The 24,015-nt window shown below is 61.0% G+C and carries 29 protein-coding genes; 21 read left to right on the top strand and 8 right to left on the bottom strand.

Annotated elements, in window-relative coordinates:
• Position 1: 1 nt before the first annotated feature.
• The 4 genes from V8P86_RS13210 to V8P86_RS13195 all read right to left on the bottom strand — a co-directional run bounded on the left by V8P86_RS13210 (position 2) and on the right by V8P86_RS13195 (position 4,153).
• Positions 2–958 carry an ABC transporter permease gene (locus tag V8P86_RS13210; protein WP_336327745.1) on the bottom strand — a complete coding sequence of 319 codons (957 nt, stop codon included), beginning with the start codon at positions 956–958 and terminating at the stop codon, positions 2–4.
• Between the two features lie 33 nt (positions 959–991).
• On the bottom strand, positions 992–3,043 hold the full coding sequence (locus V8P86_RS13205) for an ABC transporter substrate-binding protein (protein WP_336327744.1): 2,052 nt from the start codon (positions 3,041–3,043) through the stop codon (positions 992–994).
• 353 nt (positions 3,044–3,396) lie between these two features.
• Complete coding sequence (locus V8P86_RS13200) at positions 3,397–3,819, bottom strand: hypothetical protein (protein ID WP_336327743.1); 423 nt, start codon at positions 3,817–3,819, stop codon at positions 3,397–3,399.
• Positions 3,820–3,922: 103 nt separating this feature from the next.
• Positions 3,923–4,153 (bottom strand): Lrp/AsnC ligand binding domain-containing protein, encoded by a 231-nt coding sequence (locus V8P86_RS13195; RefSeq protein ID WP_336327742.1) that lies wholly within the window; start codon positions 4,151–4,153, stop codon positions 3,923–3,925.
• 95 nt (positions 4,154–4,248) lie between these two features.
• Between V8P86_RS13195 and V8P86_RS13190 the strand changes: the two genes are divergently transcribed.
• Both V8P86_RS13190 and V8P86_RS13185 read left to right on the top strand, forming a co-directional pair.
• Entirely contained in the window at positions 4,249–4,932 is a 684-nt protein-coding gene (locus V8P86_RS13190) for a potassium channel family protein (RefSeq protein WP_336327741.1), read from the top strand.
• 2 nt (positions 4,933–4,934) lie between these two features.
• Positions 4,935–5,165, top strand: coding sequence for an Lrp/AsnC family transcriptional regulator (locus V8P86_RS13185; RefSeq protein ID WP_336327740.1), 231 nt, complete (start codon positions 4,935–4,937; stop codon positions 5,163–5,165).
• On the opposite strand, the gene V8P86_RS13180 is transcribed toward V8P86_RS13185, so the two are convergent.
• Positions 5,162–5,680, bottom strand: coding sequence for a DUF5813 family protein (locus V8P86_RS13180; protein ID WP_336327739.1), 519 nt, complete (start codon positions 5,678–5,680; stop codon positions 5,162–5,164). The genes V8P86_RS13185 and V8P86_RS13180 overlap by 4 nt on opposite strands.
• 91 nt (positions 5,681–5,771) lie before the next feature.
• Between V8P86_RS13180 and V8P86_RS13175 the strand changes: the two genes are divergently transcribed.
• From V8P86_RS13175 to V8P86_RS13140, 8 genes are all read left to right on the top strand, one after another.
• Positions 5,772–5,942, top strand: coding sequence for a hypothetical protein (locus V8P86_RS13175; RefSeq protein WP_336327738.1), 171 nt, complete (start codon positions 5,772–5,774; stop codon positions 5,940–5,942).
• Positions 5,943–6,013: 71 nt separating this feature from the next.
• On the top strand, positions 6,014–7,192 hold the full coding sequence (glmU, locus tag V8P86_RS13170) for a bifunctional sugar-1-phosphate nucleotidylyltransferase/acetyltransferase (protein WP_336327737.1): 1,179 nt from the start codon (positions 6,014–6,016) through the stop codon (positions 7,190–7,192).
• A gap of 3 nt (positions 7,193–7,195) precedes the next feature.
• Positions 7,196–7,744, top strand: coding sequence for a GNAT family N-acetyltransferase (locus V8P86_RS13165; RefSeq protein ID WP_336327736.1), 549 nt, complete (start codon positions 7,196–7,198; stop codon positions 7,742–7,744).
• 220 nt (positions 7,745–7,964) lie between these two features.
• On the top strand, positions 7,965–8,525 hold the full coding sequence (locus V8P86_RS13160) for a DUF7287 family protein (protein ID WP_336327735.1): 561 nt from the start codon (positions 7,965–7,967) through the stop codon (positions 8,523–8,525).
• The gene (locus V8P86_RS13155; protein ID WP_336327734.1) at positions 8,525–9,145 is read left to right on the top strand and encodes a DUF7288 family protein; all 621 of its coding nucleotides are present in this window, start codon (positions 8,525–8,527) and stop codon (positions 9,143–9,145) included. The genes V8P86_RS13160 and V8P86_RS13155 overlap by 1 nt, the downstream gene beginning before the upstream one ends.
• On the top strand, positions 9,133–10,077 hold the full coding sequence (locus V8P86_RS13150) for a hypothetical protein (RefSeq protein ID WP_336327733.1): 945 nt from the start codon (positions 9,133–9,135) through the stop codon (positions 10,075–10,077). Before V8P86_RS13155 ends, V8P86_RS13150 begins: the two co-directional genes overlap by 13 nt.
• A complete protein-coding gene (locus V8P86_RS13145; RefSeq protein ID WP_336327732.1) occupies positions 10,074–10,511 on the top strand; it encodes a DUF7266 family protein in 438 nt (145 codons plus the stop codon). The genes V8P86_RS13150 and V8P86_RS13145 overlap by 4 nt, the downstream gene beginning before the upstream one ends.
• Positions 10,504–11,292 carry a DUF7289 family protein gene (locus tag V8P86_RS13140; RefSeq protein ID WP_336327731.1) on the top strand — a complete coding sequence of 263 codons (789 nt, stop codon included), beginning with the start codon at positions 10,504–10,506 and terminating at the stop codon, positions 11,290–11,292. The genes V8P86_RS13145 and V8P86_RS13140 overlap by 8 nt, the downstream gene beginning before the upstream one ends.
• Before the next feature lie 32 nt (positions 11,293–11,324).
• On the opposite strand, the gene V8P86_RS13135 is transcribed toward V8P86_RS13140, so the two are convergent.
• Positions 11,325–12,806, bottom strand: coding sequence for a DUF7289 family protein (locus V8P86_RS13135; protein ID WP_442909399.1), 1,482 nt, complete (start codon positions 12,804–12,806; stop codon positions 11,325–11,327).
• Positions 12,807–13,074: 268 nt separating this feature from the next.
• Between V8P86_RS13135 and V8P86_RS13130 the strand changes: the two genes are divergently transcribed.
• The 5 genes from V8P86_RS13130 to V8P86_RS13110 all read left to right on the top strand — a co-directional run bounded on the left by V8P86_RS13130 (position 13,075) and on the right by V8P86_RS13110 (position 16,098).
• Entirely contained in the window at positions 13,075–13,536 is a 462-nt protein-coding gene (locus tag V8P86_RS13130) for a 30S ribosomal protein S15 (RefSeq protein ID WP_336327729.1), read from the top strand.
• 1 nt (position 13,537) lies between these two features.
• Positions 13,538–14,659, top strand: coding sequence for a hypothetical protein (locus tag V8P86_RS13125; RefSeq protein WP_336327728.1), 1,122 nt, complete (start codon positions 13,538–13,540; stop codon positions 14,657–14,659).
• Positions 14,656–14,916 (top strand): KEOPS complex subunit Pcc1, encoded by a 261-nt coding sequence (locus V8P86_RS13120; protein ID WP_336327727.1) that lies wholly within the window; start codon positions 14,656–14,658, stop codon positions 14,914–14,916. Before V8P86_RS13125 ends, V8P86_RS13120 begins: the two co-directional genes overlap by 4 nt.
• Positions 14,913–15,539: a 30S ribosomal protein S3ae gene (locus V8P86_RS13115; RefSeq protein ID WP_336327726.1), complete on the top strand. Its 627-nt coding sequence runs from the start codon at positions 14,913–14,915 to the stop codon at positions 15,537–15,539. The genes V8P86_RS13120 and V8P86_RS13115 overlap by 4 nt, the downstream gene beginning before the upstream one ends.
• 169 nt (positions 15,540–15,708) lie before the next feature.
• Positions 15,709–16,098: a cupin domain-containing protein gene (locus V8P86_RS13110; RefSeq protein ID WP_336327725.1), complete on the top strand. Its 390-nt coding sequence runs from the start codon at positions 15,709–15,711 to the stop codon at positions 16,096–16,098.
• 48 nt (positions 16,099–16,146) lie between these two features.
• On the opposite strand, the gene V8P86_RS13105 is transcribed toward V8P86_RS13110, so the two are convergent.
• Complete coding sequence (locus tag V8P86_RS13105; protein ID WP_336327724.1) at positions 16,147–16,590, bottom strand: plastocyanin/azurin family copper-binding protein; 444 nt, start codon at positions 16,588–16,590, stop codon at positions 16,147–16,149.
• A gap of 370 nt (positions 16,591–16,960) precedes the next feature.
• On the opposite strand from V8P86_RS13105, the gene V8P86_RS13100 reads away from it, so the two are divergent.
• The 6 genes from V8P86_RS13100 (at position 16,961) to V8P86_RS13075 (ending at position 23,271) form a co-directional block, all read left to right on the top strand.
• Positions 16,961–17,101, top strand: coding sequence for a DUF2080 family transposase-associated protein (locus tag V8P86_RS13100; protein WP_442909398.1), 141 nt, complete (start codon positions 16,961–16,963; stop codon positions 17,099–17,101).
• A gap of 3 nt (positions 17,102–17,104) precedes the next feature.
• Positions 17,105–17,770: an RNA-guided endonuclease InsQ/TnpB family protein gene (locus V8P86_RS13095; protein ID WP_336327722.1), complete on the top strand. Its 666-nt coding sequence runs from the start codon at positions 17,105–17,107 to the stop codon at positions 17,768–17,770.
• Between the two features lie 77 nt (positions 17,771–17,847).
• Positions 17,848–18,435 carry a DUF7310 family coiled-coil domain-containing protein gene (locus V8P86_RS13090; protein ID WP_336327721.1) on the top strand — a complete coding sequence of 196 codons (588 nt, stop codon included), beginning with the start codon at positions 17,848–17,850 and terminating at the stop codon, positions 18,433–18,435.
• 3 nt (positions 18,436–18,438) lie between these two features.
• Entirely contained in the window at positions 18,439–20,346 is a 1,908-nt protein-coding gene (locus tag V8P86_RS13085) for an ATPase, T2SS/T4P/T4SS family (RefSeq protein ID WP_336327720.1), read from the top strand.
• A complete protein-coding gene (locus V8P86_RS13080) occupies positions 20,343–22,061 on the top strand; it encodes a type II secretion system F family protein (RefSeq protein ID WP_336327719.1) in 1,719 nt (572 codons plus the stop codon). The genes V8P86_RS13085 and V8P86_RS13080 overlap by 4 nt, the downstream gene beginning before the upstream one ends.
• 70 nt (positions 22,062–22,131) lie before the next feature.
• Positions 22,132–23,271 carry a CBS domain-containing protein gene (locus tag V8P86_RS13075; RefSeq protein WP_336327718.1) on the top strand — a complete coding sequence of 380 codons (1,140 nt, stop codon included), beginning with the start codon at positions 22,132–22,134 and terminating at the stop codon, positions 23,269–23,271.
• A gap of 8 nt (positions 23,272–23,279) precedes the next feature.
• On the opposite strand, the gene V8P86_RS13070 is transcribed toward V8P86_RS13075, so the two are convergent.
• Entirely contained in the window at positions 23,280–24,005 is a 726-nt protein-coding gene (locus V8P86_RS13070) for a fumarylacetoacetate hydrolase family protein (RefSeq protein ID WP_336327717.1), read from the bottom strand.
• Positions 24,006–24,015: the final 10 nt, after the last annotated feature.

The raw sequence follows: 24,015 nt of genomic DNA, 5'->3' as shown, positions 1-24,015 counted from the left end.
GCTAGTATTCGTCTCTGATTCGTGGATCGAGAACGGCGTACAGGATGTCTGCGAGGAGATTCGCGAGCACGATTGCGACCCCAGTGAACAGTGTGATCGCGAGGATCAGATTGATCTCCTGTTTGGTTGCCGCCTCGACGAGCAGGATACCCAAGCCGGGCCAACCAAACACTGACTCGACAACGACCGATCCGGCGACAATTCCTGCAGTGAGGAACGCTGCCACCGTTACGACAGAGATCAGTGAGTTCCGAAGGACGTGTTTGAGCACGACTGTTCGCTCGGGAAGCCCTTTCGCACGCGCTGCTGTGACGTACTCTTTGTTCAACTCCTCAACCATCGAGGTACGCATGATTCGCATCAGGTTCGCTGCTGCGGCCGAACCGATCGTGATGCCGGGCAGTATCAGCCACTTCAGCATCTCGGCCGACCACAGTGGTGCCCGTGGGACGCTCGCGCTCCAGAAATTGAACTGGACCGCAAACAGTGCGAGAAGCGTCAGCCCGAGCCAGAAGTTCGGAATCGAAATTCCGGTCAGGGCGACGAACCGCGCCGCATCGTCGCCGAATTTCCCCTTTCGGACGGCAGCGTAGATGCCGGTTGGGATGGCGATCAACAAGGCGAAGGTCCAACCGAACAAGCCGAGCAGAACCGTCTCCTGCCAGCGCGATGCGATGAGTTCACCGGCGGTTTGCCCACGTGTGTACACTTCACCGAAGTCGCCTTGGAGTGCGCTCGTAAGCCAGTCGATATACTGGACGTAGATTGGCCGGTCGTATCCTAGCTCTGCGCGTAACTGGGCCTTATCCGCTGCTGTCGCATCAGGATCAAGTCCGATTATGATATCCACGACATCGGTTGGCGCGAGATGAACGAGCCCGAAGGTAATCACTGATACCCCGAGTAACACCGGGATTGAGACCAGTATTCGCTGGGCGATAAATCGTCGAAGGCTCATAACTATCTGAATTACAATACCGTATTATTCAGCTTATCGATCGATGTAACTAACCAACTCGTCGTATGGCGCGAACAGCCCGTAGGTCAGGAAACTCCGCTGGTCGGGGTAAGCGTTGTATCCGTTGACTGCGGGGTTGGCGACGACGACGTTCAGCGAGTAGTCGATAATTGCATTGCCAACAGCGTCAGTGATGCCCGGCCAGACTTCGTTCTCGTAGATTTCGTGTCGATTACTGACATCTTCGACACTCTCGATCCCGTATCGCGCCTCGTCGATGGCATCCTCGAACTCGAACGTCCCCGACGGGAAGAAGAAGTTACAACAGCCCTGATAGCTGTCGGGATGGTGAATCCCCCGAGCGTACCCGTCCGCATCGAAGCCACCAGTGAGACCGATCGTCGCCGTCGCGTTCCGTGAGGCGAAGTCGTCCTGTGGCGCTCTCGCCAACGTCTGGACGAACCACGGGTTCAGGTCCGCGGGCGTTTGTAGTTCTGCCTCGAAGGCGTCCGTGTTGTTCATTTCGCCAACGATCAGTTCGATCTTGTCCTGGCGCTGTGGGCTGTCTGCGTTGGTTTCCAGCGTTACATCGATCGGAGTCTCGACATCTGCTTCGTCTACGAGTGATGTCGCCTCATCGGGTCGTGATTCGACCGAATACGAGAAGTCTGCATTCTCGGCGACTTCGTCGTATTCGCCCGAGACACCTGTTTGAGCAGATGGTTCCGGGAAGGGGAGTCGTGCCGGCGACGCCCAGCCTTCCTCGACAACCTCGACAATCGACTGCCGTGGTATGAGTTCCGAGATTGCCTGCCTGACCTCTTTGTGATGCAGGTCACCGCCGTTCTCGTTGACCGGGATCTGCATGAACTGGTAGCCGGTCGCGTCGGCAGCAGTGACACGATAGTCACTGTACTGATCCTGCTGCTGGAAGGCCGTGTTGTTGCTTGCATCGAGACCGTAGGCCATATCGATCGACCCGTCTTGCAGGGCCGCGGTTCGCTGGCCTGGGTCGGGCTGGAAGCGGATATCGATCTCGTCGATCACTGGTCCTTCGGGGAACTCGTCGGGACCGTCCCACCACTCCTTGGAGTCGAGGCCGACCTCTTCGAGCCAGTACGTGTCCGTCCGCGTGAGTATGAGTTCGCGGCCCTCCTCGAAGCTATCGACTTCGTATGCACCCGTCCCGACTGGCACCGGACCGTCACTACGGGGATCGAGATTGCCCGGAGTGACATCGATGTGATCCGATGGGAAGATCCAGAACGGCGGCACTGAGACGTCTGCATCCGCGTCTGGCTCGACAGCGTACATCTCGATGTCGTAGCCGTCCGCGCCGTCTGTCGCCCGGGCGTGGAGGAACGACTCGAACTGCTGTCCTTCATTCGTACTTCCGACCATCCGGTCGTACGACGAGATGACGTTACCGGCAGTGAGTTCCTCGCCGTTGTGGAAGGTGATGCCTTCGTGGACACTTGCCTCGATTTTCATCCCGTAGACGCCGTCGTCGACGGCGTCGCCCGACTCGTTGCGAGTCAACAACCGCATCGTGTCGCCTGCGGAGAGGTCGCCGTTGGCGACGGCCTCTGCATCGTCCGGGTGGCGAGCGAGGACGAGATTGTCCGGTCCGAGTTCGAACGTTGCGATGCCCCTGTCGGTGACACTGGCAATCTCGTACTCTCCCATGTACGAGGTGTAATCCTGCGGCAAGGAGGCTTCCTGAACGTCTGAAACCTCGAACGAGGAGGCCATCCAGTTCAGCGTCTCGCCCGTCGTGGTTACTCGCTGAAGTCCGTCGTATACTGCCTCGAATACGACGCTGTCGGCCGCCTGTGTAGACTGGGCCTGATCGTAGTTTCCGATACTGTCGGTCGGCAGTGAGAAAGTCAGTGTTCCCCCCTCTACGATTTCATCGAGGTCCGCCTGTTCCTCTTCTCTCGCTTCGTCTGGGTCTGCTTCCCCCTCATCACCGCCGCCGAAACAGCCAGCGGCGGAGGCCGCGATACCGGTCGCGGCGAGGCCTTGGAGGAGTCGTCGTCGGTTGAGTTGCGGTGCACGCTCGTCGGTGTTAGGTGATTCACTCATGGATACTTAGTGATGTTTTGTGTACCAGTCCAGCGGTATGCTAGTCCGGGAATTATTGATAGTACATCGAACGGTGCGATCTGTTTCAGTAAATTCCTACTATACTAATAAACTTTTCCCGAAATCACCCGTAATCAACCACACAAATAAGCTTGTACAACCGCAGAACGTCACCGGCCGTGGACGTGCATTGCACCGGCCGCCCGAAACCGATTCAAAGTGTACAGTAGTGGACAGGTGTGTAGTGATACGAACATCTTTCCGAGGAGGGCATCTTACAACGCAACCGCTCCGACCACTCCCGCGCAGACGGTGCGGACGGGACTCGGACAGAGAGCCCCAATGGGTGTCGCTCAGTAGCCGAGTACTCCACCCAGTTTCTTCCGCGTGTAATCGCCGACAAACGCACCGAAATACGCTAACGGGAGCAGAATAGTCGCGACGACGATCAGCCACGCGAGCAGGAGTGCCCCAGAGACGAACAGCGTATCGCCGAGGCCCTGAATACCAAAGACGAACGTAACCCGCGAGTACGCAATGATTGGAGAGATTGCTACCGTCCCGAGGAATGTCCCCACAGCGGCACTGTTCCCCGAGTTCTGGTAGTAGCCGCTTCGGAAGGAGGCAACAATCCCAGCGACTACTGCACCGTGACCGAGCAACTGAGGTCGCCCCAACGCAAAGTTCCCGACCAGCCCCGCAGCGAGGACCACACCTGCGGCCCAAAGGGCGGGAATCCAGTTGAACTCGATCTCGGGGTTGAGCGCCGCTCTCATTAGATTAGTGTGAACTACGGCGATAAAATAAACTTGTGTTCGCGGGACAGAAAACAACTTCAGGAGACTCCCTCAATCAAGGTAGCGAATGCGTTCGGTAGGATTACTCCAAACAGATGTACGTGCGCGTGTCGACGACTCCGTCCAGACTCGTCAGGTCAGTCGCAACGGCGTGAATCACCGAATACACCTCCTCACCCTGCACTTCTGCGATTACGTCGTACTGGCCGGCAACCACGTGAGCTTCGAGCACTGCGTCCATCCCCACGACCTGTTCGCGGACCGTTGCGGACTCCCCCGCAGCCGTTTTGACCATAATGAATGCCTGAACCATTGTGGTATGCTACGCTGTGTCATGCAAAAAGTGTTCCCCCAGTGAATTACCGCTGCCGGGATAGCTTTATTCCCCTCCTTGTCGTACGGTAGCACATGCAATTCATAATTCTGGGCGCGGGCCGGGTGGGACTGCGGACCGCCCGTGCAATCGCCGGGACGGATCACGAGGTGACGCTCGTCGATCCCGACGAGGAAGCCGTCGAGCGAGCACGTGCCGAGGGGTTCACAGTGATCCACGGTGACGCTGCCAGCGAGGAGATCCTGCTGGAGGCCGGTATCGAAGAGGCGGACGCAGTCGGCGCGCTGACGGGTGATCTCAACGCCAACTACGCGGCCTGTGCGATTGCCGACCAGTACGGCTGTCGGACGGTTATGCGGATCGACGAGGATTACCGGGAAGACATCTATCGCGAACACGTCAAAGAAGTCGATCAGATCGTCTATCCGGAGCGACTCGGCGCAATTGTCGCCAAAAACGCACTGACCGGCGGGAACATCCGGGCGATTGCGGACATCGAACAGTCCCTGCAGATCGTCGAGTTCACGATCACCAACGACTCGCCGATGGAGGATTACACGCTGAGCGAACTCGAACTCCCGGGGACCGCTCGACTGATCGCGTACGGATCGAAGGGCAATTCCCTCCGACTTCCGACCATGGACGACTCGCTCGAAAATGGGGATCGAGTCGTCGTCCTCGGCGACACGGAGAATCTCGACGAGATCCGGCAGTTGATCGTCGGTGAGAGCGCGCGACCGCAGCCAGGAGGTGCATAAGCATGGTTAGAGCATACGTTATGATCAAGGCGAACACGAGCGAGGCGGACCGACTCAAGGAAGCAATCACGGCAATCGATGGCGTAGAGCGGACCCACATCGTCGCCGGCGATGTCGATCTCATCGCCGTCGTCGCCGTCGATTCGCCCGGCGACGTGAAGGATATCGCCGCGACAGAAATCCAGTCCATCGACGGCGTCAGCAGCACACAGACGTATATTGCGATGGACTAAAGCGGGGTTCCGCCCCGGGTCGCGCTGCTATCGTCGCCCTGACTCGCGTTCGAGAGCAGATCAGCAACTGGTGACTCGTACTCGTAGCCGGGGACGATGCCTTCGACGTAGGTTCCCTCGACGTACTCGACGAATGTCTTGGCGATATCGGCCGCCCGGTCGGCGTCGCCCCACTCGAAGGTGAAGGTGATCTGGAGTTCGTCGTCGACTTCTTCCACATCGAGCGCGTGGAGGTCGACGTTCGACCGGGTCGATTGCGGGGCGTCCTCTAACCGTCGTTCGAGCGTGTCCCGCCAGCCGTCCTCGACGGCCGGACCGATGGCCTCCGCTGTGGCCGCCGACAGCGTCGGCACGAACACCGTGACTGTGTAGGTATGTTTCCAGTCCGGCCCCTCGCTCGCCCGCACGAATCCGTCGAAAACGGTCGTCTCGATCGCGTATCCTTCCTCGGTCGCCGCAATTTTCTCGTGGGCCTCGAAGGCCTTGCGGGCCGAGTCGGGAATCTCCTCAGTCATAGCCTGGTATAGGCGATCAGTCGGCAAAAATCCAGCGTGTCGGGCTGAAAATAGCACTGCGAATTTTACCGATGCGGTCCCAAGGTTTGGTATGGCTCGACAAACGACGGTCTGTGATCGCTGTGGCTATCGCGTTCGGTGGGATCCGGAGACTCGCGAGGGTCCCCGTGAATTCTTCGAGGACGGCGACTGCCCCAGTTGCGGAAAATCCTTCGAGGATCGTGCGCCGGTCTCGGCCCGTCGCGGATCCAAACGGCAATAACCGACGACTGGTGGCCGATCCAGCGAGTCGGTGACGGTACTCATTTCAGTTACGGGCGAGACGATACGGCCATGCAAGCAGTACTGCTGGCCGCGGGACAGGGAACTCGGATGCGACCGCTGACCGATTCACTCCCGAAGCCGATGGTCCCAGTCGCCGACCGGCCGCTCGTCGCCCACGCCGCCGACGCGGCCGTCGACGGCGGCGTCTCGGAGTTGATCGTCGTCGTCGGCTACGAAGCCGAAGCAGTCACCGAATACTTTGGTGACTCGTATCGCGGCGTTCCAGTCACCTTCGTTACACAGACAGAACAGCGCGGCACCGCCGACGCCGTCCGTACGGCCGCCCCCGAACTCGACGGTCCCTTTGTCGTCCTCAACGGCGACAATCTGTACGACGACGGTATCGAAACGCTGTTCGAGGCTGGTCCTGCAATCGCCGCCGTCGAGGTCGAGAATCCCACGAGTTACGGCGTCCTCTCGACTGACCGCGCGACGGTGACCGATATCGTCGAGAAACCTGACGATCCGCCCTCGAATCTCGCCAACGCCGGTGCCTACCAGTTTCCGGGCGAAGCGGTCGAGTATCTCGATGTCTCGAAATCCGAGCGCGGTGAGTACGAACTGACAGACGTGCTCGCACGCGTGATCGACGAGTTCGATGTCCGGGCTGTCGAACTGGACCGCTGGCTGGATGTTGGCCGGCCGTGGGAACTGCTAGAAGCCAACGAGTGGAAACTCGATGGATTAGACCGCCGACTCGACGGGACAGTCGCCGACTCGGCGACGATCCGCGGCCCCGTCGTCGTGGAGGAGGGCGCGACGGTCGAACCCGGAACTGTCATCGAAGGCCCGGCGCTGCTCCGGTCTGGCGCGACTGTCGGCCCGAACGCCTACGTCCGCGGTCGGACGCTGCTCGGCGAAGAGACGAAAGTCGGTCAGTCCGTCGAAATCAAAAACAGCGTCGTCATGGCCGACAGCAGTGTCCCACATCTCTCCTACGTAGGCGATAGCGTGCTCGGCCGCGAGGTGAACTTCGGGGCCGGAACGAACGTCGCCAACCTCCGTCACGACGACGAAGACGTTCGAGTGACCGTCAAGGGTGAGCGAGTCTCGACCGGCCGCCGGAAATTTGGCGTCGTCGCCGGCGACGGCGTGAAGACGGGGATCAACACGAGTCTGAATCCTGGTGTCGTGCTCTCGACCGGCGCGCGGACAGAACCCGGCGAATCAGTCTTCGAGGACCGCTGAACCATGCCCGAGGAGTTCCGATTCAGGCGGTACGATCCACGAGACAGCGATGCGATCGTGGAACTCCACGAGTGGGCGATGCGGGACGCGGGCGCAGACCCGGCCGACATTCCCGGCACCGAGGACCTCGAATCAGTCGAGTCGGCGTACTTTGAGACTGGCGGTGAGTTTCTCGTCGGCATCTCCTCGTCGGTCGATGCCGACGGTGTGCCGAGCACCTTCGACGGGAGGGTCGTTGCGATGGGGGGGTTTCTGCCGAACGAACACGGCCACGCCGACGAGCGAACAGTACCAAACAGTGTCGAACTCCACCGGATGCGCGTCGCGCCGCCGCTGCAGGGTAACGGCTACGGGCGTGCGCTGCTCGACGAACTCGAACGCCGGGTCGACAGCGACGCCTACGATCTATTGCTGGCCACGACATCCGTGCGCCAGCAGCGCGCGATCGTCCTGTACGAAGCGGCCGGCTACCGCGAGGTGGCCAGATCCGAACACGGAGCCTACGAGTTGATCCACTTCGAGAAGTCACTCGAGTCAGCGGCCGACAACTGATCCGTGCGCTGCCCGTCCAAGAATCATCAGTTGATACCCTGGATCAGTTGGCCACAACGGATATAAGAAGAGAGATCATTGGTTTCGCCGAACAAGCAGAAACTGCACGCAGCCAGACCGATAGCTGGCGTCCGGACGACTCGGACCCACTGCCGCTTTCCGGACCGCGCGCAGGCCGGCTGATACCAACTCGTGATAACGGGCAGAAAACTGGGCGACTATGGAGAGTCAGGAAATGGGGACAAGAGGACAGACGACGTTAGATTTCACCATCGGAATTAGTGTCTTCCTCGGGGCGATTATCTTTATTTTTCTGTTCGCACCGGGAATACTGACGCCGTTTACCGTGACCGGCCAGTCGGAGACCGTCACAGTCGACCGGACGGCCGATTATCTCGCACAGGATGCGCTCGGTAGCCCGGACGAGCCGTACGTTCTCGACCGGGGCTGTACAGTCGCCTTCTTCGACAGGGAAGCGGACGAGGACCCCGCGACAGGTGCTCACGACTGTCGGTACGACGAGTCGGCGCTCAACGAGCAGGTCGGTATCGGAGAGTACCAGACGGTCAACGTAACGCTGCTCGGGAATTTGAGTGATGGTACCCAACTCGAACAGCTGTATTGGGACACGAGCGATCGAAACTTGACGACATCGTCAAACTCCAACACGATCGAGCTGACCATTGGTGGCGATATCGAACAGCGGCGGGCAACGACGACAGCGACGAGAGTCGTCACGCTTCACGGGAGAGACGTGATGATGCAGGTGGTGGTTTCCTGATGGGAGCGAGCGACCAGCGAGGGCAGGCGTTCACCCTCGAAGCCGTTGTTGCCGCAATCGTTCTCTTGACTGCCGTCGCGTTTGCGCTACAGGTTACGATCGTAACGCCGCTCTCCGCGAGTACGTCGAGCCAGCACATCGAGGGCCAACAGCGGTCCGTCGCACAGGGAGCGTTAGCCAGCGCGGCCGAGGATGGCTCGCTAAAAGAAGCGATTCTGTACCGAAACCAGACCGCCCGGCAGTTCCACAACACAGGGGATCAGGGATTCTACACTGACGATCCACCGGATATCGAGTTCGGTGAGAAACTCGACCAAGCCTTCACCGAGCAAGGAATCGCGTACAACGTCCTCGTTCGGTATCAGGTCGGCGAGGAAGCGATCGACACCGAAGAGATGATTCTGCAGGGGACGCCCAGCGACAACGCCGTCTCGGCGACATGGACGATCAGCCTCCGCAACGACGACCACGTTATCAACGAGGATGGCTCGCGCAACGAGACGACCGTTCGAGAGTCTGATAGATTTTATATCCCGAACGGCCCTGCTGATAATGCGAAGTCGTCTGATAACGGACTGTACAACGTCGTCACTGTCGAGGTGGTCGCATGGCGGATCTGAGCAGCGGCCAGCGCGACCGGGGACAACTCATCCTCGTGACGGCGTTCGCACTCGCTGCGATCTTTCTCGGACTGGCGATCATCGTCAACTCAGCAATCTTCACGGAGAATCTGGCGACCCGGAGCGAGAACGTCGATTCGACGAAGGCGCTCGAATACCGTCACGGTGTGACGCAGTTCACCGGCGAGGTCATCGGGTTCGCGAACGAGAACAACGCGACCACCAACGAGACGATTCGCAGAAACGTCACCGATGGGATCAGAGACATCAACGATTACACCGGCATCCAGCAAGCCCAGCGCGGGACGGGTATCGCGCTCGAACTGGACAGTTCGACCAACGGCTCACGCATTTTCCAGTCTGATGCTGGCACATTCGAGAACAACGAGACGACTGCGGACTGGACGCTGGCCACGGACGTGACACGAACTCGGGCGTTCGAGATCAACGTAACAACGCACTCCACCGGCGATTTTACCGTCGCTGTGGAGGATACTGACAGTTCTGACGAGTGGGACCTGACGATCAGCAACAGCACAGTGACAGTCGACCGCAGCGGTATCTCCACTGAGAGCTGTTCGGTCGGGACCGTCGAAACAGTCGACGTGACTGCTGCGACGGTCAACGGCGAAGTCTGCCCGGCGCTGCAGGACACGGAAGCCGGTGAGGACCTGTACTTCGCGGCCGGAATCGACGACGAGTACGAGATCAACTTCGAGAATGCGGACAATATCGAGGGAACCTACAGTCTGGTCGTCGACAACGCGAGCCTCGATGGGAGCACGAACGACAACTACGCCGAGGTTGACGGACCGGGATCGGGCGCACGGGTGACACCAGCGATGTACAGCGCGATCCTCGATTTCGAGTACGAGACGCCAGAAGTCGAGTACGAGACCGACGTAAGGGTCGCTCCGGGTGAACCAGCATGACTCGCGGACTGTCGACTGCGCTCGGCTACGTCCTCACGCTGGGGATAACGGTCATTCTCGTCTCTGGGCTGTTCATGGCAGGTGGGAATTTCGTCGACAGCCAGCGCGAGGAGGTGGTTCGTACCGAACTCGAGATCGTCGGGGAACAGGTCGCGACACACGTCAACGCGGCTGATCGACTCAACGAAAGCGGCATGGGTGAAACGAACGTGACGATCGAACAGCGGTTCCCGCCCAGCGTCGTCGGAACCGCCTACCGAATCAATCTGGAGGAGGACGACCAGCGCTTGCGACTCACGACCGACAATCCATCCATCGAGGTGACGATTCCACTCGCGAATACGACCACAATCGCGGATTCGAGCGCGTCTGGTGGTCAGATCGTCATCGAATACGACCAAGGGGAGAACGCGGTGGTGATCGACAGTGCCTAACCTTCCCGGCAGTCCCGGCGAGCGCGACCGGGCACTGAGCGAGGTTGTCGGCTACATCCTCGTCTTCTCGCTGATCTTCCTGACTGTCGGCTTCGTCTCGATCAGCGGCTTGCCGACGCTGGATACCGCCAAGCAATCGGAACAGGTCCAGAACGCCGAACGAGCGTTCGATATTCTCGATAACAACCTCGCAGAGGTCTACAAACACGGGGCACCGAGTCGGGCGACGGAAATCAGCGCCGACAACGGGGCTGTCGAGACCAGATCTGCCGTCACAATGAATGTCAGCCTCACGAACAGCACTGGGAATGTTAATTACACGTCCCAAGAGATCAACCCGATTGCGTTTACTGGCCTCGGAGAGACAGAGTACGTCTACTCGGCTGGTGCAGTCTTCCGCCAGCAGTCCGGGAGTAGTTTCATGCTCTCGGAACCGCCTTTCGAGTTCGACGCCGAGCGTGGGTTCGTGACCATCGTGCGGACGTTCAGCAAAAACCAGACATCCGCAAGCGGTGGGACGGTACTCGTACGGGCCTCCTCGTCGAGTCGGTCCGTCTGGGCTGCCGATACCTCGCTCCAAGAGATGCAGTACGACCAAATGACGATCAACATCACGGACTCACCGCGACAGGATAGCTGGGAAGAGTATCTGGAGTCCGAACTTCCGAATCCAAACTGTTCGACGAGCGACGGTCTCAGTTGCGAGGTGGATCTCGACGGCGAGGGAATTACACAGACGTTCGTGACCGTGCAGGGGATCGAGATCACGATCGAGGTGTGAGTGCCGCAGAGAACAATCACGAAGGGTCGAGCCTAGCGGGAGGTGACCGTGACCGGATTCGTGCTGATGTGCAGGAACGTGAGGACGTTCACCGGTGCGCCGAGTTCGATTTCGAGATTGTTTTCGTTCTTGTGTTCGAGAACACCGGTGCCCACGTCGACCGTCTCTGCGACGACGCCGCCGAGAACGTTTTCGTCTTCGCTGCCACCCCCTTTGATATTGAACTCGCTATTCGGCGCGTAGATGTACCCCGTGAACTGAACGGACCCGCCGTTGCCCACCTCGTCGACAGTCGAGTGCGCCAAGAGGATCACATCTTCCGGGTTTCCGCCAGTATTGACGTTCGGAGTCCCGCCAAAGTAGACATCACCTTTCGAGTACATGCGGACCTGTCCGCCATCGTTGTCGGAGCCGACGACATCGAGGTCGGCGTTCCCTTTGAATTCGACGCCGTCTTTGAACACGAGATTGACATCACCGTCAGAAACGTCCAGATCGATGTCTTCGTCGATGGTGATCTTATTCCCAGTGTCGACGTAGTAGGTACCCGAGGTGAGTGTCTCTCCGTCGCTGAACCCAGATCTGTCGGTACAGCCGCTGGGATCACACGCAGAGATTTTCTGGTCGACGTTCGGACTGACTGACGGGGCGTTCACGTTCTTTCGAGTGGTCCCGATGATCTCACCTTTGTTTTTATTCTGTGTTTCTGGGGAGGTCGCTGAAGTTGTCGCGGCGGCGTGCTCGAACTCCTCGACGGCGGGGGCGGTCAGATTGACACTCACCCGTTGCTCGTCGGGTTCGTGTGTCACGTCGCCTTCAGTCCGGGTCTCGAAATACGCCTTCCAGCCCTGATGGTATCGGCTCTCGACGGTCACCTGAACGATTTCGTTTTCGAGAGGGTTGGTGAGGTTTTCGTCTTTCGACGCGTTCGGGAAATAGCTCGTGCTCGGGCCGTCCTTTTCGACGACTGCGCCGCCATCTAGCGAACGCTCTCCCGAGATCGTCACCAGCGGCAGCGTCAGCGTCTGATCGCGGTAGTTGAACTCCGGCGGGGAGACCATCCCACTCCCCTCCGAACCGTCGGCACGCCAGACGCCACCACCCTGGTAGGCGATCTTCGTGTTCGCTCGCTCGAAAATGACGGCCCCGAGGTCCGTGTCTGGCATCACGACGATATTGTCATCGCCGCCGATTGTCGTGATATTGATCGTCCCAGCCTCGTCATCGACGGTGAAGTCAGATCCCGACGCGCGGTCGAACTCCATCTCCTGGCTGTCCGTCCGGCCGAGCGCGACCATCGAGATTTCCGAGTCCATCTGCGTCATCACTTTCTCCGCGCGGTCTGCGGAGAGACTGTTCTGTGAATCCGACACGGCAACGGCTCCGAATGCGATGATCGTCCCCGCCCCAATTAACACGAGTGAGAATAGGAGGACGAACCCGATCGTTTCGCTCTGGGCCCGCCTACGGCCAGAATTTCCGTTTTCGCGACGCTCAGCGTTTCGGGCCCTCATTCTAGTTCAGCTACTCTATCACACCTGATAAGCGTTATTGCCACTTATCAGCTAAGATACTCGAATCGCACCGAGAGCGGTCGCGGGGGTCGAAAGGGTAACGATTAACCGTCGGTAGCTGCTTCGCTCGGATGGGAACGCACGACCGCAAATCTGACTCGCCGTCCGCTTGGACGGCTTGGGATTGTGGGAGTGTCGGCCTCGCAGAGGCCACAGCGTCCAGACGGACGTTTCGCTTGCAGCGGTTCGTGCAGTTCCAAACAGACACATGGCACGAATGCACTCACGCCGCCGTGGCTCGTCCGGATCGGACAAGCCGGCGGCAGACGACCCACCGGAGTGGAGCGACGTAGACGAAGACGCAATCGAGGAGCGCGTCGTCGAGCTGGCCGAAGAGGGCCACAGTCCGAGCGAGATCGGACTGAAACTGCGCGACGAAGGCGTTCAGGGCACGCCGGTCCCCGACGTGAAGCTGGCGACGGGCAAGAAAATCACCGAGATTCTCGAGGAGAACGATGCCGACCCAGATATTCCCGAGGATCTGCGGAACCTGATGGCCAAGGCAGTTCGCCTGCGCGATCACGTCCAGGAGAACCAGACTGACCACCAGAACAAGCGCGCCCTGCAGAACACGGAGTCCAAGATCCGTCGCCTCATCAACTACTACCGAGGCGACGAGATCGACGAGGACTTCAGTTACAGCGTCGACGAAGCCCGAGACCTGATCTGAGATGTCGACTGCCGGTCACCCAACGGAACCAACCCCGAGCGATCTCCAGGCCGCGCTGCGTGAGGCGACGTTCGTTCGCCTCGTCGCGGCGGCCGACGCAGACAGCGTCGCCGCCGCAGCGCTTTTGGCCGACGGTCTCGGCCAACAGGAGATTCCTTACCAGACTTCGGTCACGCCGCTGGCACAGCCAGCAGAGCGCTCGACCGACGTGGATCTGACAATTGGGATCGGACGACCGGTGACTGGCAGCGACGCACAGATCGGACTTGACGGCGCAGCCGCGCGGACTGCACACGCGGCCGCCCGCGACCTCGGTGCTGGCGATCTGGCCCTGGCACTCGCCGGGACGGTCGCCGCCGAGGGACATCCGGGCGACGAACTCGCGACAATCGCCAACGAACGCGGACTCGAACGCAGACCCGGCGTTGCGGTGCCGACGGTGGATCTCGCTGACGGACTCACACACTCGACGCTCGTCCGCGCGCCCTTCTCGGGCGACCGCAAGGCAGTCGAGTCGATGTTCGACAGACTAGATCTGCCGGCAGATCCCAGCGAAGAAGACCGACGACGGCTCGCCTCGGCGGTTGCGCTGGCGGTCGCCGGCGATCCAGAGGGCAGTGACCGTGGGAGTGAGGCAGTCGAGACGCTCCTGCGGCCGCTTTCGGGCGGCCCGTTCGGGACCATCGGCGGCTATGCCGACGTGCTCGCGGCGGTCGCTCGCGAACAGCCGGGACTGGCAATCGTGCTCGCACTCGGCAAACTCGACGACGAGCGCGCGCTCGACCACTGGCGTACCCACGGCCAGCGCGCACACGAGGCGATCCGGACGGCGACAACCAGCCGGTACGACGGGCTATTCATCCTCCAGTGTGAGGACGACACGCCGGTCAGAACGGTCGCCGAACTCGCCGCAGGCTATCGGTCGCCGGAATCGGTCGTGCTCGCAGTCGACTCGCGGAGTGCTGCCGTGGTCGCACGGACAGAAGAGGTCGACGTATCCACCCCGCTCGAAACCGCCACGACGGCAGTTGGCGGGACCAGCGGGGCAGCAGGACAGCGCGGCCGGGCGGAGTTTACCGGCGAGTCGACCGAGTTCGTCGCAGCGTTCACGGAGGCAGTATGACCGGGTCGCGAAGCGCTCACATCGAGACCGAGCACGCCGACGCCGAGACAGCGCGAGCAATCGCGCAGGCGCTCGGCCCCGACAACACCGCAGAGATGGAGACGGTCGTCGACGGACGACGGATCGTCACGACCATCGAGCGGGATTCGACGGGTGGCTTGCAGTCGACGATCGACGATTACGTCGTCAATCTCCAGGTGGCGGTACAGCTTGCAACCACGGACGGGGACACGTCCACGACAACCACAAACACATGAGCGAACGATCAGTATCCAAGCAGAAGCAGGAAAAGCGGTGGTACACCGTGCAGGCTCCCGAGCAGTTCGACAGGGAGGAACTCGGTGAAACACCAGCAGACGAACCGGACATGGCGCTCGGTCGAACGATCGAGACCACGCTCGGCGATCTGAAAAACGACGCCAGCGGAAACAACACCAAACTCAAATTCAAGATCACTGAGGTCGCAAGCGACACGGCCTACACGGAGTTCATCAAACACGAACTGACGCGGGATTACCTGCGCAGTCTGGTCCGCCGTGGCTCCTCGAAAATCGAGGCCTACATCACGGTGCTGACCGCCGATGACTACCGTGTCCAGATCCAGCCCGTCGCGCTCACGACCAAAAGCGCCGACGAGAGCCAGGAGAAAGCGATCCGCCGGACGATGATCGACCTCGTCCGCGAGAACGCACGCGAACGAACCTTCGAGGAACTGACTGACACCGTCGTCGAGGGTCGACTCTCCTCGGCAATCTACAACGAAGCGAAGACGATCTACCCACTTCGCCGCGTCGAGATCCAGAAGATGACCCTCGAAGCCCGACCAGAAGAGGTCGCCGCCGAAGAGGAAGCCAGCGTCGACGTCGACGACGAGGAGTAATTCCAACCCGGCGTGACTTTGCTTTCGTTTTTTGACGCTGAGACAGTAGTCTCCGTGTCGATCGGTTCGAGCAGCGCTCAGTATCGCTGACTATACTGCGACGGTATCTCGTCGGAGAGGGCAATCATCAGACTGCGGTGTTTTTGTCGGACACCAGTCTAGAGCAAATATGGGATACCATCTCCTCGATCCCGACGAACTCGGCCAGTGGGACGATAGACCGACAGACGTTCGCTCGCTCAGCGTCGCGGCAGGATACGAGTACCAAGACTCGAAACTCGGTCTCCGCGTCTACGAGCTTGCACCAGGCGAGCAGGCCGGCCTGAGCTATCACTACCACGACGAACAGGTCGAGGCCTTCTACGTCTTGGAGGGGACGTTGCACGTCGAAACGCCAGACGAAGAGTTTGTCGTCGAGTCTGACCAGGCGTTTTTCGTCGATCCTGGGAGCCCACAGCGGGCGCACAATCCCGAAAAAGCCGATGCAGCGGTGCGGGTGCTCGCTGTCGGTGCACCCTCTGTCGACGACGCAAATCCGTACGACCCGGAAGAGGACTGAGTCGTCTCTACCAGCGGCGGGAGAGTTCGAGAACGACAGAACCAGTGGTCAGTACGAGGAGGAGTTGTCGCTGCTGTCGTCGGCCTCGACGTGAATTACACCTTCCATGCCGGCGTCGAGATGTGGGAGACAGACGTAATTGTGCGAACCGGGAGTCGTGAACTCGTGCTCGAAGACATCACCCTGCGTGAGGATGCCGCCGTTGTCGTCTTCCCACCCGGATTTTGCGGCCTCGTAGCTGTCGAAACCGCCGGAGGCGAAGTACTCGGCGTCGTCAGGAATTCCCGACGCAGTGACCGTATGCCCGTGGCTGCTCGTGTTGTCGAACGTAACCGTCGTGCCGACAGAGACGGTGAGTTCCTCGGGACGAAATGCGACCTGCGTCATCGTAATCCGATTGTCGTCGGCTGCGGCCGCTTGCCCGTCGAAACAGCCCGCGAGACTTACGGACGCACCAGCGCCAGCGAGGGCCAGAAAGGCACGACGTTTCATATCGGATTCTCAGGACTGCAACCATTTAGCTGTTTATAAGCGGTAAGCCTCCTTCCTCAAGGAGTCGTTCGGGGATCGAAGATCCAGCTCAGTCCCAAAATCTCCAATTTTCGGACGACAACGCAGGGAACAAAGCGACCGAGTAGCGTTGACGAGAGCTCCGCTCTCGTTCGCACATCAGTACGTGAAGCGTTCTGAGGACGCTGTAGGAAGGGGATACACCGTCCCCAGAAATCTTTGATTTCTGGTGTATGAACGAATCGCTCTGCGAGTCGTCCACGCGGTCATCGTCTCCCACACGCCCGATTATTGCTAATCCACAGACCCACGTACCGACATATTATGTTAAAATAATGTATAAATCTGGGTGATGGATAGACACGAAATCGAAGGCCACGAAGTCATCGAAGGGGAAGTGAAACCCACCGGCAACGGTGCACACGTCCTCGTTCCAAAACAGTGGCGCGGCGCAGACGTGAAGATTGTTCGAACTTCTGACCCCGACAAATAACCAATGCACTACACCTACAGGTTCCGGCTCAAGCCCACGCCTGAACAGCGTGAGCTACTGGATTACCACCGTGATACCTGTAGGCAACTGTATAACCACGCTCTCAGAGAGTTTGAGCAAATACCTGAATCTGCGGGGACACTCAACCAACGGGTACGACAGGTTCGGGATCAACTCACCGATCTCAAAGAGTGGTGGGATGATCTGAATGACCTGTATTCGACGGTCGCACAATCCGCAGTCATGCGAATTGAAGACAGTATCAAAGCCCTTTCTGAACTGAAACGCAAGCGGCGAGACTTCTTGCACAAGCTGTCGAATTACTACGCCACCGAGTACGATTTGGTGGCCGTTGAAGACTTGGATGCGAAGGGACTGGGCGAACCGAACGATACGACCAGAGAGTGCGCGTCCTGTGGCGTGAAAACAGACAAGCCACTGTGGGTTCGGGACCACTTCTGCCCCTCGTGCGGGTTTGAGACGGATAGGGACGCGAACGCGGCGATCAACATCCTTTCTCGCGGTTTGAACCAGCTAGGAGTGGGACACTCCAAAGGAACGCCTGTGGAGACTGCGCTCCCTGTGGATACACCCGTATCTGCAAAGTGCGTCGTAGAGACAGGAAGCCCCATCCTCAAGGAGCGAACGGCGTCAGCCGTGAGCGAGTAGGGTGGGGTAGTTCACACCGCTCGGTTCCGGCTCTTTCCGCCCGAAGGTTCAAATACCAGCACCGGACCACCGCCCGTATGGACGACGCACTCGAAGAGCGAATCGAGGCGCTCGAACGAACAGTTTCGGACGGGGAATTCGATCACGAATCGAGTGAATACGCCGAGATGGAGACACGACTCGCGGCGGTCGAATCGCAACTCGACGAGATCGAGACGCGGATCGACGACCTCGAAGCCGCAACGCAGGCACTGCGGGGCTACGTCGGGAACATCCGAGCGGTTAACGACGATATCGAGCAGCGAGCCAACACGGCCCTCGCCAAGGCCGAGGCACTCGAACGAGCGGCGCAATCGACCGTCGACGGACAGACAGCGGCCGGCGAGAATCGGAAACAGGCGCTGTCGAATTCCTCGGCGGACGGCGACCGGTCAGCGACGAGCGAGGCAGAACAGTCGGGGAACGAGCGGTGTCAGGCGTGTGGCCGGACACACGACAGCGAAACCGGGAGTGAAGCGGAATCACGAGCCACGAATCCACCTAGTGCGACCGACGGAGGAGCAGCCACGCACAGGAACCCCCCGGGCGAGACCAACGACGACCCGCTGTTCCCCGACGACGCTGCTGAGACCGGAACGCTCCAGCGGATCAGAGAGTTGCTGTAGACGATGTCGCTCCACAGTCGCCTCCCGGACCGAGTGCGGTCGATATTCGGTGACGAGTCTGCGTCGAAGGATTGTGATTGTGAACCGACGTTCGATGGCGAGACGCTGCTGGTCGATTCCTCGACCTGTGAGGGAGAGGGTCGATTGGCCGACAGTCCCGCCTGCCGCGAGACGGTCATCGATGCCCTCACCAGCCGCGACGCGGACGCGGTCCGAACCGAAGCCGGCGGCGTCGTTCGCGCCTACGAGAATCAGCAGGCGGCGTTGCTCGTCGCCGCCGGGCGCTTCGTCGAAGCGATACAGTTTCACGACGACCGACTCGCACAGCGAGCGCGGCGTGATCCGCTCGCGGCCGCCCGCGAAGCGACCGGTCGGGCTGATGCCGCCCGAGACATCGCCGCAGAAACCGGGCTCGCCGAACTCGCTGCCGATGCCGGCGACTACGAGACCGCACTCGCACCGGCCGTGGGGCCGCGGGTGAGTCACTGGCGAGTGCGAACCACCCCGCCACCGGAAGCGAAGCTCCGGGAGGTTCGAGAACTCGATACCGGGGCGACGGTCAGACGGTACGAACCGCCGAACGGCGTCGATCAGTACTACCTCTCGCCCGCCGAGCGGGGCCTCTCCGCCGCAGGACTAGAGATGTTGGCCACAGCGTACGACCGCCTCGCAGCCGGAGAGTTCGAGGGCGAGCAGCGCGCGCCGGGGCGTGCGGTCCGGGCCGTTTCAGAAGCGGCCGAGCATTCCGAGTCGATCCCCGTCGAGGCGGTCGCTGCGGTCCTGCGGAAACACACCCACGGGTTCGGGTTGCTCGAAGATCTGTTCGCGGACCCCAACGTCTCGGATGTCTTCGTCACTGCACCAGCACCGTCGAACTGGCTGCGAGTGACCGTCGATGGTGAAACCTGCCGGGCGAACGTCCGACTCACGGAGGCAGGAATAGAAGCGCTGTCCTCACGCTTTCGCCGCGAGAGCGGACGGGCGTTCTCGCGTGCCGATCCGACACTGGATGCCACCTCGACGGTCGCCGGTCGACAGGTGCGCGTCGCCGGGGTGACGGAGCCACCGAGTGACGGAACGGCCTTCGCTTTCCGGGCCCAGGACGACGCTGTCTGGACGCTTCCTGCACTCGTGGGAAACGGGACGGTTTCGGATTCGGCAGCGGCGCTCGTGTCGGTCGCCGTCGAGCGTGGTGCGGCAGTGCTGGTCGCCGGGCCGCGGGGCGCGGGCAAGACGACGTTTCTGGGCGCTCTGTTGTGGGAGTTGCCGCCGGAGGTGCGGACCGTCGCAATCGAGGATACGCCGGAACTCCCGGTGGATCCGTTACAGGACGCCGGACGAGACGTGCAGCCGCTGCTCGCGAGCGCGGACAGCGAAGAACTCTCACCGGCGACCGCCCTGCGAACCGCACTCCGACTCGGTGACGGAGCGGTCGCAGTCGGCGAGGTGCGCGGTGAGGAGGCGAGTGTCCTCTACGAGGCGATGCGCATCGGCGCAAACAGCGAAGCCGTTCTCGGGACAATCCACGGCGATGGTGGAGAGGCGGTTTACGAGCGCGTCGTCGAGGATCTCGGTGTCTCCCCCGCCTCCTTCGGCGTGACCGACCTGATCGTCACCTGTGAGATCACCGCTGACGGCACCCGCCGCGTCAGCACCGTCGAAGAAGTCAGCGGCGGAGAGACTCCGCAGTTCGACACGCTGTTCGATCGGACGGGCGACGGCCTGGAATCGACGGGACAGATCGAGCGAGGCAACAGCACCCTCGTTGATGGGCTCCGGGCAGCGGGCGAAACGTACGCGAACCTCCGCGAACAGCACCAGCGCCGAGAACGACTGCTCCGGTCGCTGGCGGACCGCGGAGCGACAGATACGGACGCCGTCCTCGACTCTCACGGAGAGCGACAGCGATGAGCACGAACGTCCATCCGACAGTGCGCCTGCTCGAAGCGACGGCCGCCTGCTGCCCGTTCGACGTCGAGGCGAGTTCTGATCTCCGGCTCGCGCTGGATTTTCTCGGTCGCCCGGTCGCACCGACAGTCGTGATACAGGCGAGTTACGTCGCCGCCGTCGCTATTGGCGTTGCACTCTCACTGCTGGCGTTGTTCATTCCGGGACAGTTTCGACTCGTCGTCGTGCTTGCGGGAGTGACAATCGGCTTGCTTACGACACACACGATCCAGGCTGCCCCCCAGTTGTGGGCCACCGCTCGCCGGACGAGCGCACTGGGGGCCGCCCCAGACCTCGTCGCCCGGACAGTACTCAGTATGCGCCTCTCGCCGACGCCGGAACGGGCGGCAGATTTTGCTGCCCGGACGGGCGACGGCATCCTCGGCGCGAGTCTCGCGAATCACGTACGCCAGCACCGTCACAGCGGACTTTCGGGCCTCGTCGCGTTCGGCGACGCCTGGGCCGATCTATTCCCCGCGCTACGCCGGTCCGTGGCGCTTGTTTCGGCTGCTGGCAACGCGAGCGGACACGACCGAGAACGGCTGCTCGACCGCGCGCTGTCGGTCGTCATGGCGGGAACACGGGACCAGATGGAGTCGTTCGGTGCACAGGTTCGCACGCCAGTGACGGCGTTGTACGCCTTCGGCGTGTTGCTGCCGACGGCGCTGGTGGCGCTGCTCCCCGCGGGGAGTGCCGTTGGCGTCGCAGTGACGCCGCTGACCGTCGTTGCGATCTACAACGTTGCGCTCCCAGCAGTCCTGCTCGGTGCCGCGGCGTGGTTGCTCGCCAGGCGACCCGTCGCCTTCCCGCCGCCGGCAGTCACGACCGACCAGGATGGGGTGCCGGACAGAACCGGCCTCGCGATTGCACTCGGCGTCGGGGCTGGCGGCCTCGTGGCCGTCAGTGCATCGGTGATCGCACCTCGCTGGGCCGCAGTCGTCGGCGCCATCGGAATCGGGACGGGGCTTGGGATGGTCTGTTACTACCGACCCGTCGTCAGTCGATACGACCGCATCCGCCGGATCGAAGCGGGGTTGCCTGACGCGCTGACGCTGATCAGTCGTCGGGTCGCGAACGGCCGGGCGGTCGAGACAGCCATCGAACACACTGGCGAGGAACTCGACGACGAGATCGGTGCCGTACTGCGTGCCGGCGCGTTGAGACACCGGCAGTTACAGATCAGCGTCGAAGAGGCGTTTCTCGGCCGAGATGGTGTGCTCACCGACGTGCCGAGTCCCCGCGTGCGGGGGAGTGTGGCGCTGCTCGCGCTCGCGAGCGAGGAAGGACGCCCTGCCGGGACAGCCTTGCTCGCACTCGGAGATCACGTCGAGGACCTGCAGGCGATCGAACGGGAAGCGCGGCGAAGCCTCGCTCACGTCTGCCAGACGCTCCAGACGACCGGCATGCTCTTCGGTCCGCTGGTCGCGGGCGCGACGGTCGCACTTGCGGAGGGGATCGGCGGCGAGGCGTTTCTCGCCGAGCGGACCCAGTCGCTGATCTGGCTTGGCGGGCCGGTCGGCGTGTACGTCCTGTTGTTGGCGGTGATCCTGACAGCGCTGGCGACGGGGCTGACCCGGGGACTGGACCGGGAACTGCTGGGCTACCGGATCGGCCGGGCGCTGTGCTCGGCGACGGGAGCGTACCTGAGCGCGTATCTACTGGTCGGAACACTGTTGTGATATCCCGGGACTCTGGGATCGAAACCAACTTTGATTATGCCACGTGTTGAAATTCGAGATGGAGATTACGATGGATATTGCTGACATAGCCACTCCCGACTACGCCGAGATTGATGCGGACGAACGCCTCGGAAAGGTCCGGTCAATGTTCGAAGAGGACAGACCAAAAGGGATCGTGGTCACAGAAGATGGCGAATATACCGGGATTATCAACCAAAAACAACTCATTCAGTCACATATTCAGGATGGGGCGAAAGTCCGGGGACTAGTGCGGTCAGCACCGAGAGTTGGTCGAACCGACGACGTACGCGAGGTTGCGCGCGTGCTGGTCGAAAGCGGCGCGAAGATCGCACCGGTGTTAGAGGGCGACAATCTGTGGGGTATCGTCAGCGAAGAAGCGATTCTCGAGGCAGTACTCGACAACCTCGAAACCCTCGACGTCGCAGACATCTACACGGACGAGGTCGTAACGGTGACCGACGACACCCAGATCGGCCGCTCGATCAACATGCTCCGGGAGAACAACATCTCCCGACTGCCGGTCGTCGACGAGGGCGGCCAGCTAACCGGGATGGTCACGACGCACGACATCGCCGATTTCGCAGTCCGTGACATGGAACGCCAGCAGAAAGGCGACCGCTCGGGCGATATCGACCGGGTACTCGATATTCCGGTCTACGATATCATGTCCAGCCCCGTCGCGACGACAACGGCCGGAGCGACGGTCAAATCGGCGGTCAAGCAGATGCTCGATAACGACTATGCAGGGCTCGTCGTCACGCCGGACGATGACGAGACGGTCGCCGGCATCATCACCAAAACCGACGTGCTCCGGGCGCTGACCTACACCGAAGAGGACCACATGGATGTCCAGGTCACAAACATCAAGCTACTCGATACGCTGACCCGCGAGGAGATCCGCGAGGAGATCCAGCAGACTGCGGACAAGTACCAGGACATGCAGGTCCAGCACGCACACGTTCGCTTCCACAAACACAAGGAAAAACTCCGCGGGACGCCGCTGATCCAGAGCCAGGTTCGGCTCCGAACCAACAAGGGACAGGTCGCCGGATCCGGTGAAGGCTACGGTGCCGATACGGCCTTCAACGTTGCACTCGACAAACTCGAGCGCCGCGTCCTCGAACTGAAAGGCGTCCGCGCAGACGAGGAGTACCGCGGCCAGTTGCTCCGCAAACTCGGCGAACTGTAGCTGTCGAACTACTCTTTTGGCTCGACGACGGTATTTTGTAGCCGACCGATTCCCTCGTACCAGATGTCGATATCGTCGCCGGGTTCGAGCAGGCCGGGATTCGCCGGACTGCCGAAGGAGATCACGTCACCCGGCTTGAACGTGTACCGCTCGGAGAGGAAGGCAATTGTCTCGTACGGATCGAAGATCATCCAGTCGGTCGTCGCGTCCTGCCGTTTCTCCCCGGAGATGTGGGTCTCGATCTGGATGTCGCGGGGATCGAGATCTGTCTCGATGACTGGTCCGAGCGGGGCGGACCCGTCGAAGGCTTTACGTGCAGTGCGGCGTTCCTGATCCAGGGCGTCCAGATCGTTCAGAATCGTCCAGCCGCGCAGAACCTCTCGCACGTCATCCTCGTCCTCGAGATCCGTACACTCCTCGTCGATGACCGCTGCCAGTTCCCCGGCGTAGGTCAGTTCCTCGGTCCACTCGGGGTACTCGATCGGCTCGTTCGGCGGATGCAGCGAGACGGCGGACTTGATGAACCAGTCGGGGATGTCGGGGATGTCGTAGTCCATCTGGTCGATCTTTTCGGCGAAATTTCGGCCGACACAGTAGAACGTCCCCGGTTCGCAGGGTGCGCGGAGGTCGGCATCCTCGCCAATCTCGTAGCTTTCGCCATCGACTGTCACTGTCCCGTCGTCGTACTCGCCGGTCAGAATCCCGTCGTCGGTTTCGATGCGCGCAAGTTTCATGCTCGGTGTT

The organism is Halovenus anhuiensis (genome assembly GCF_037080055.1).
GTDB lineage: Archaea > Halobacteriota > Halobacteria > Halobacteriales > Haloarculaceae > Halovenus.
Note: the sequence above shows the minus strand (reverse complement) of the source record. Positions and strands in the feature narration are given on the sequence as shown.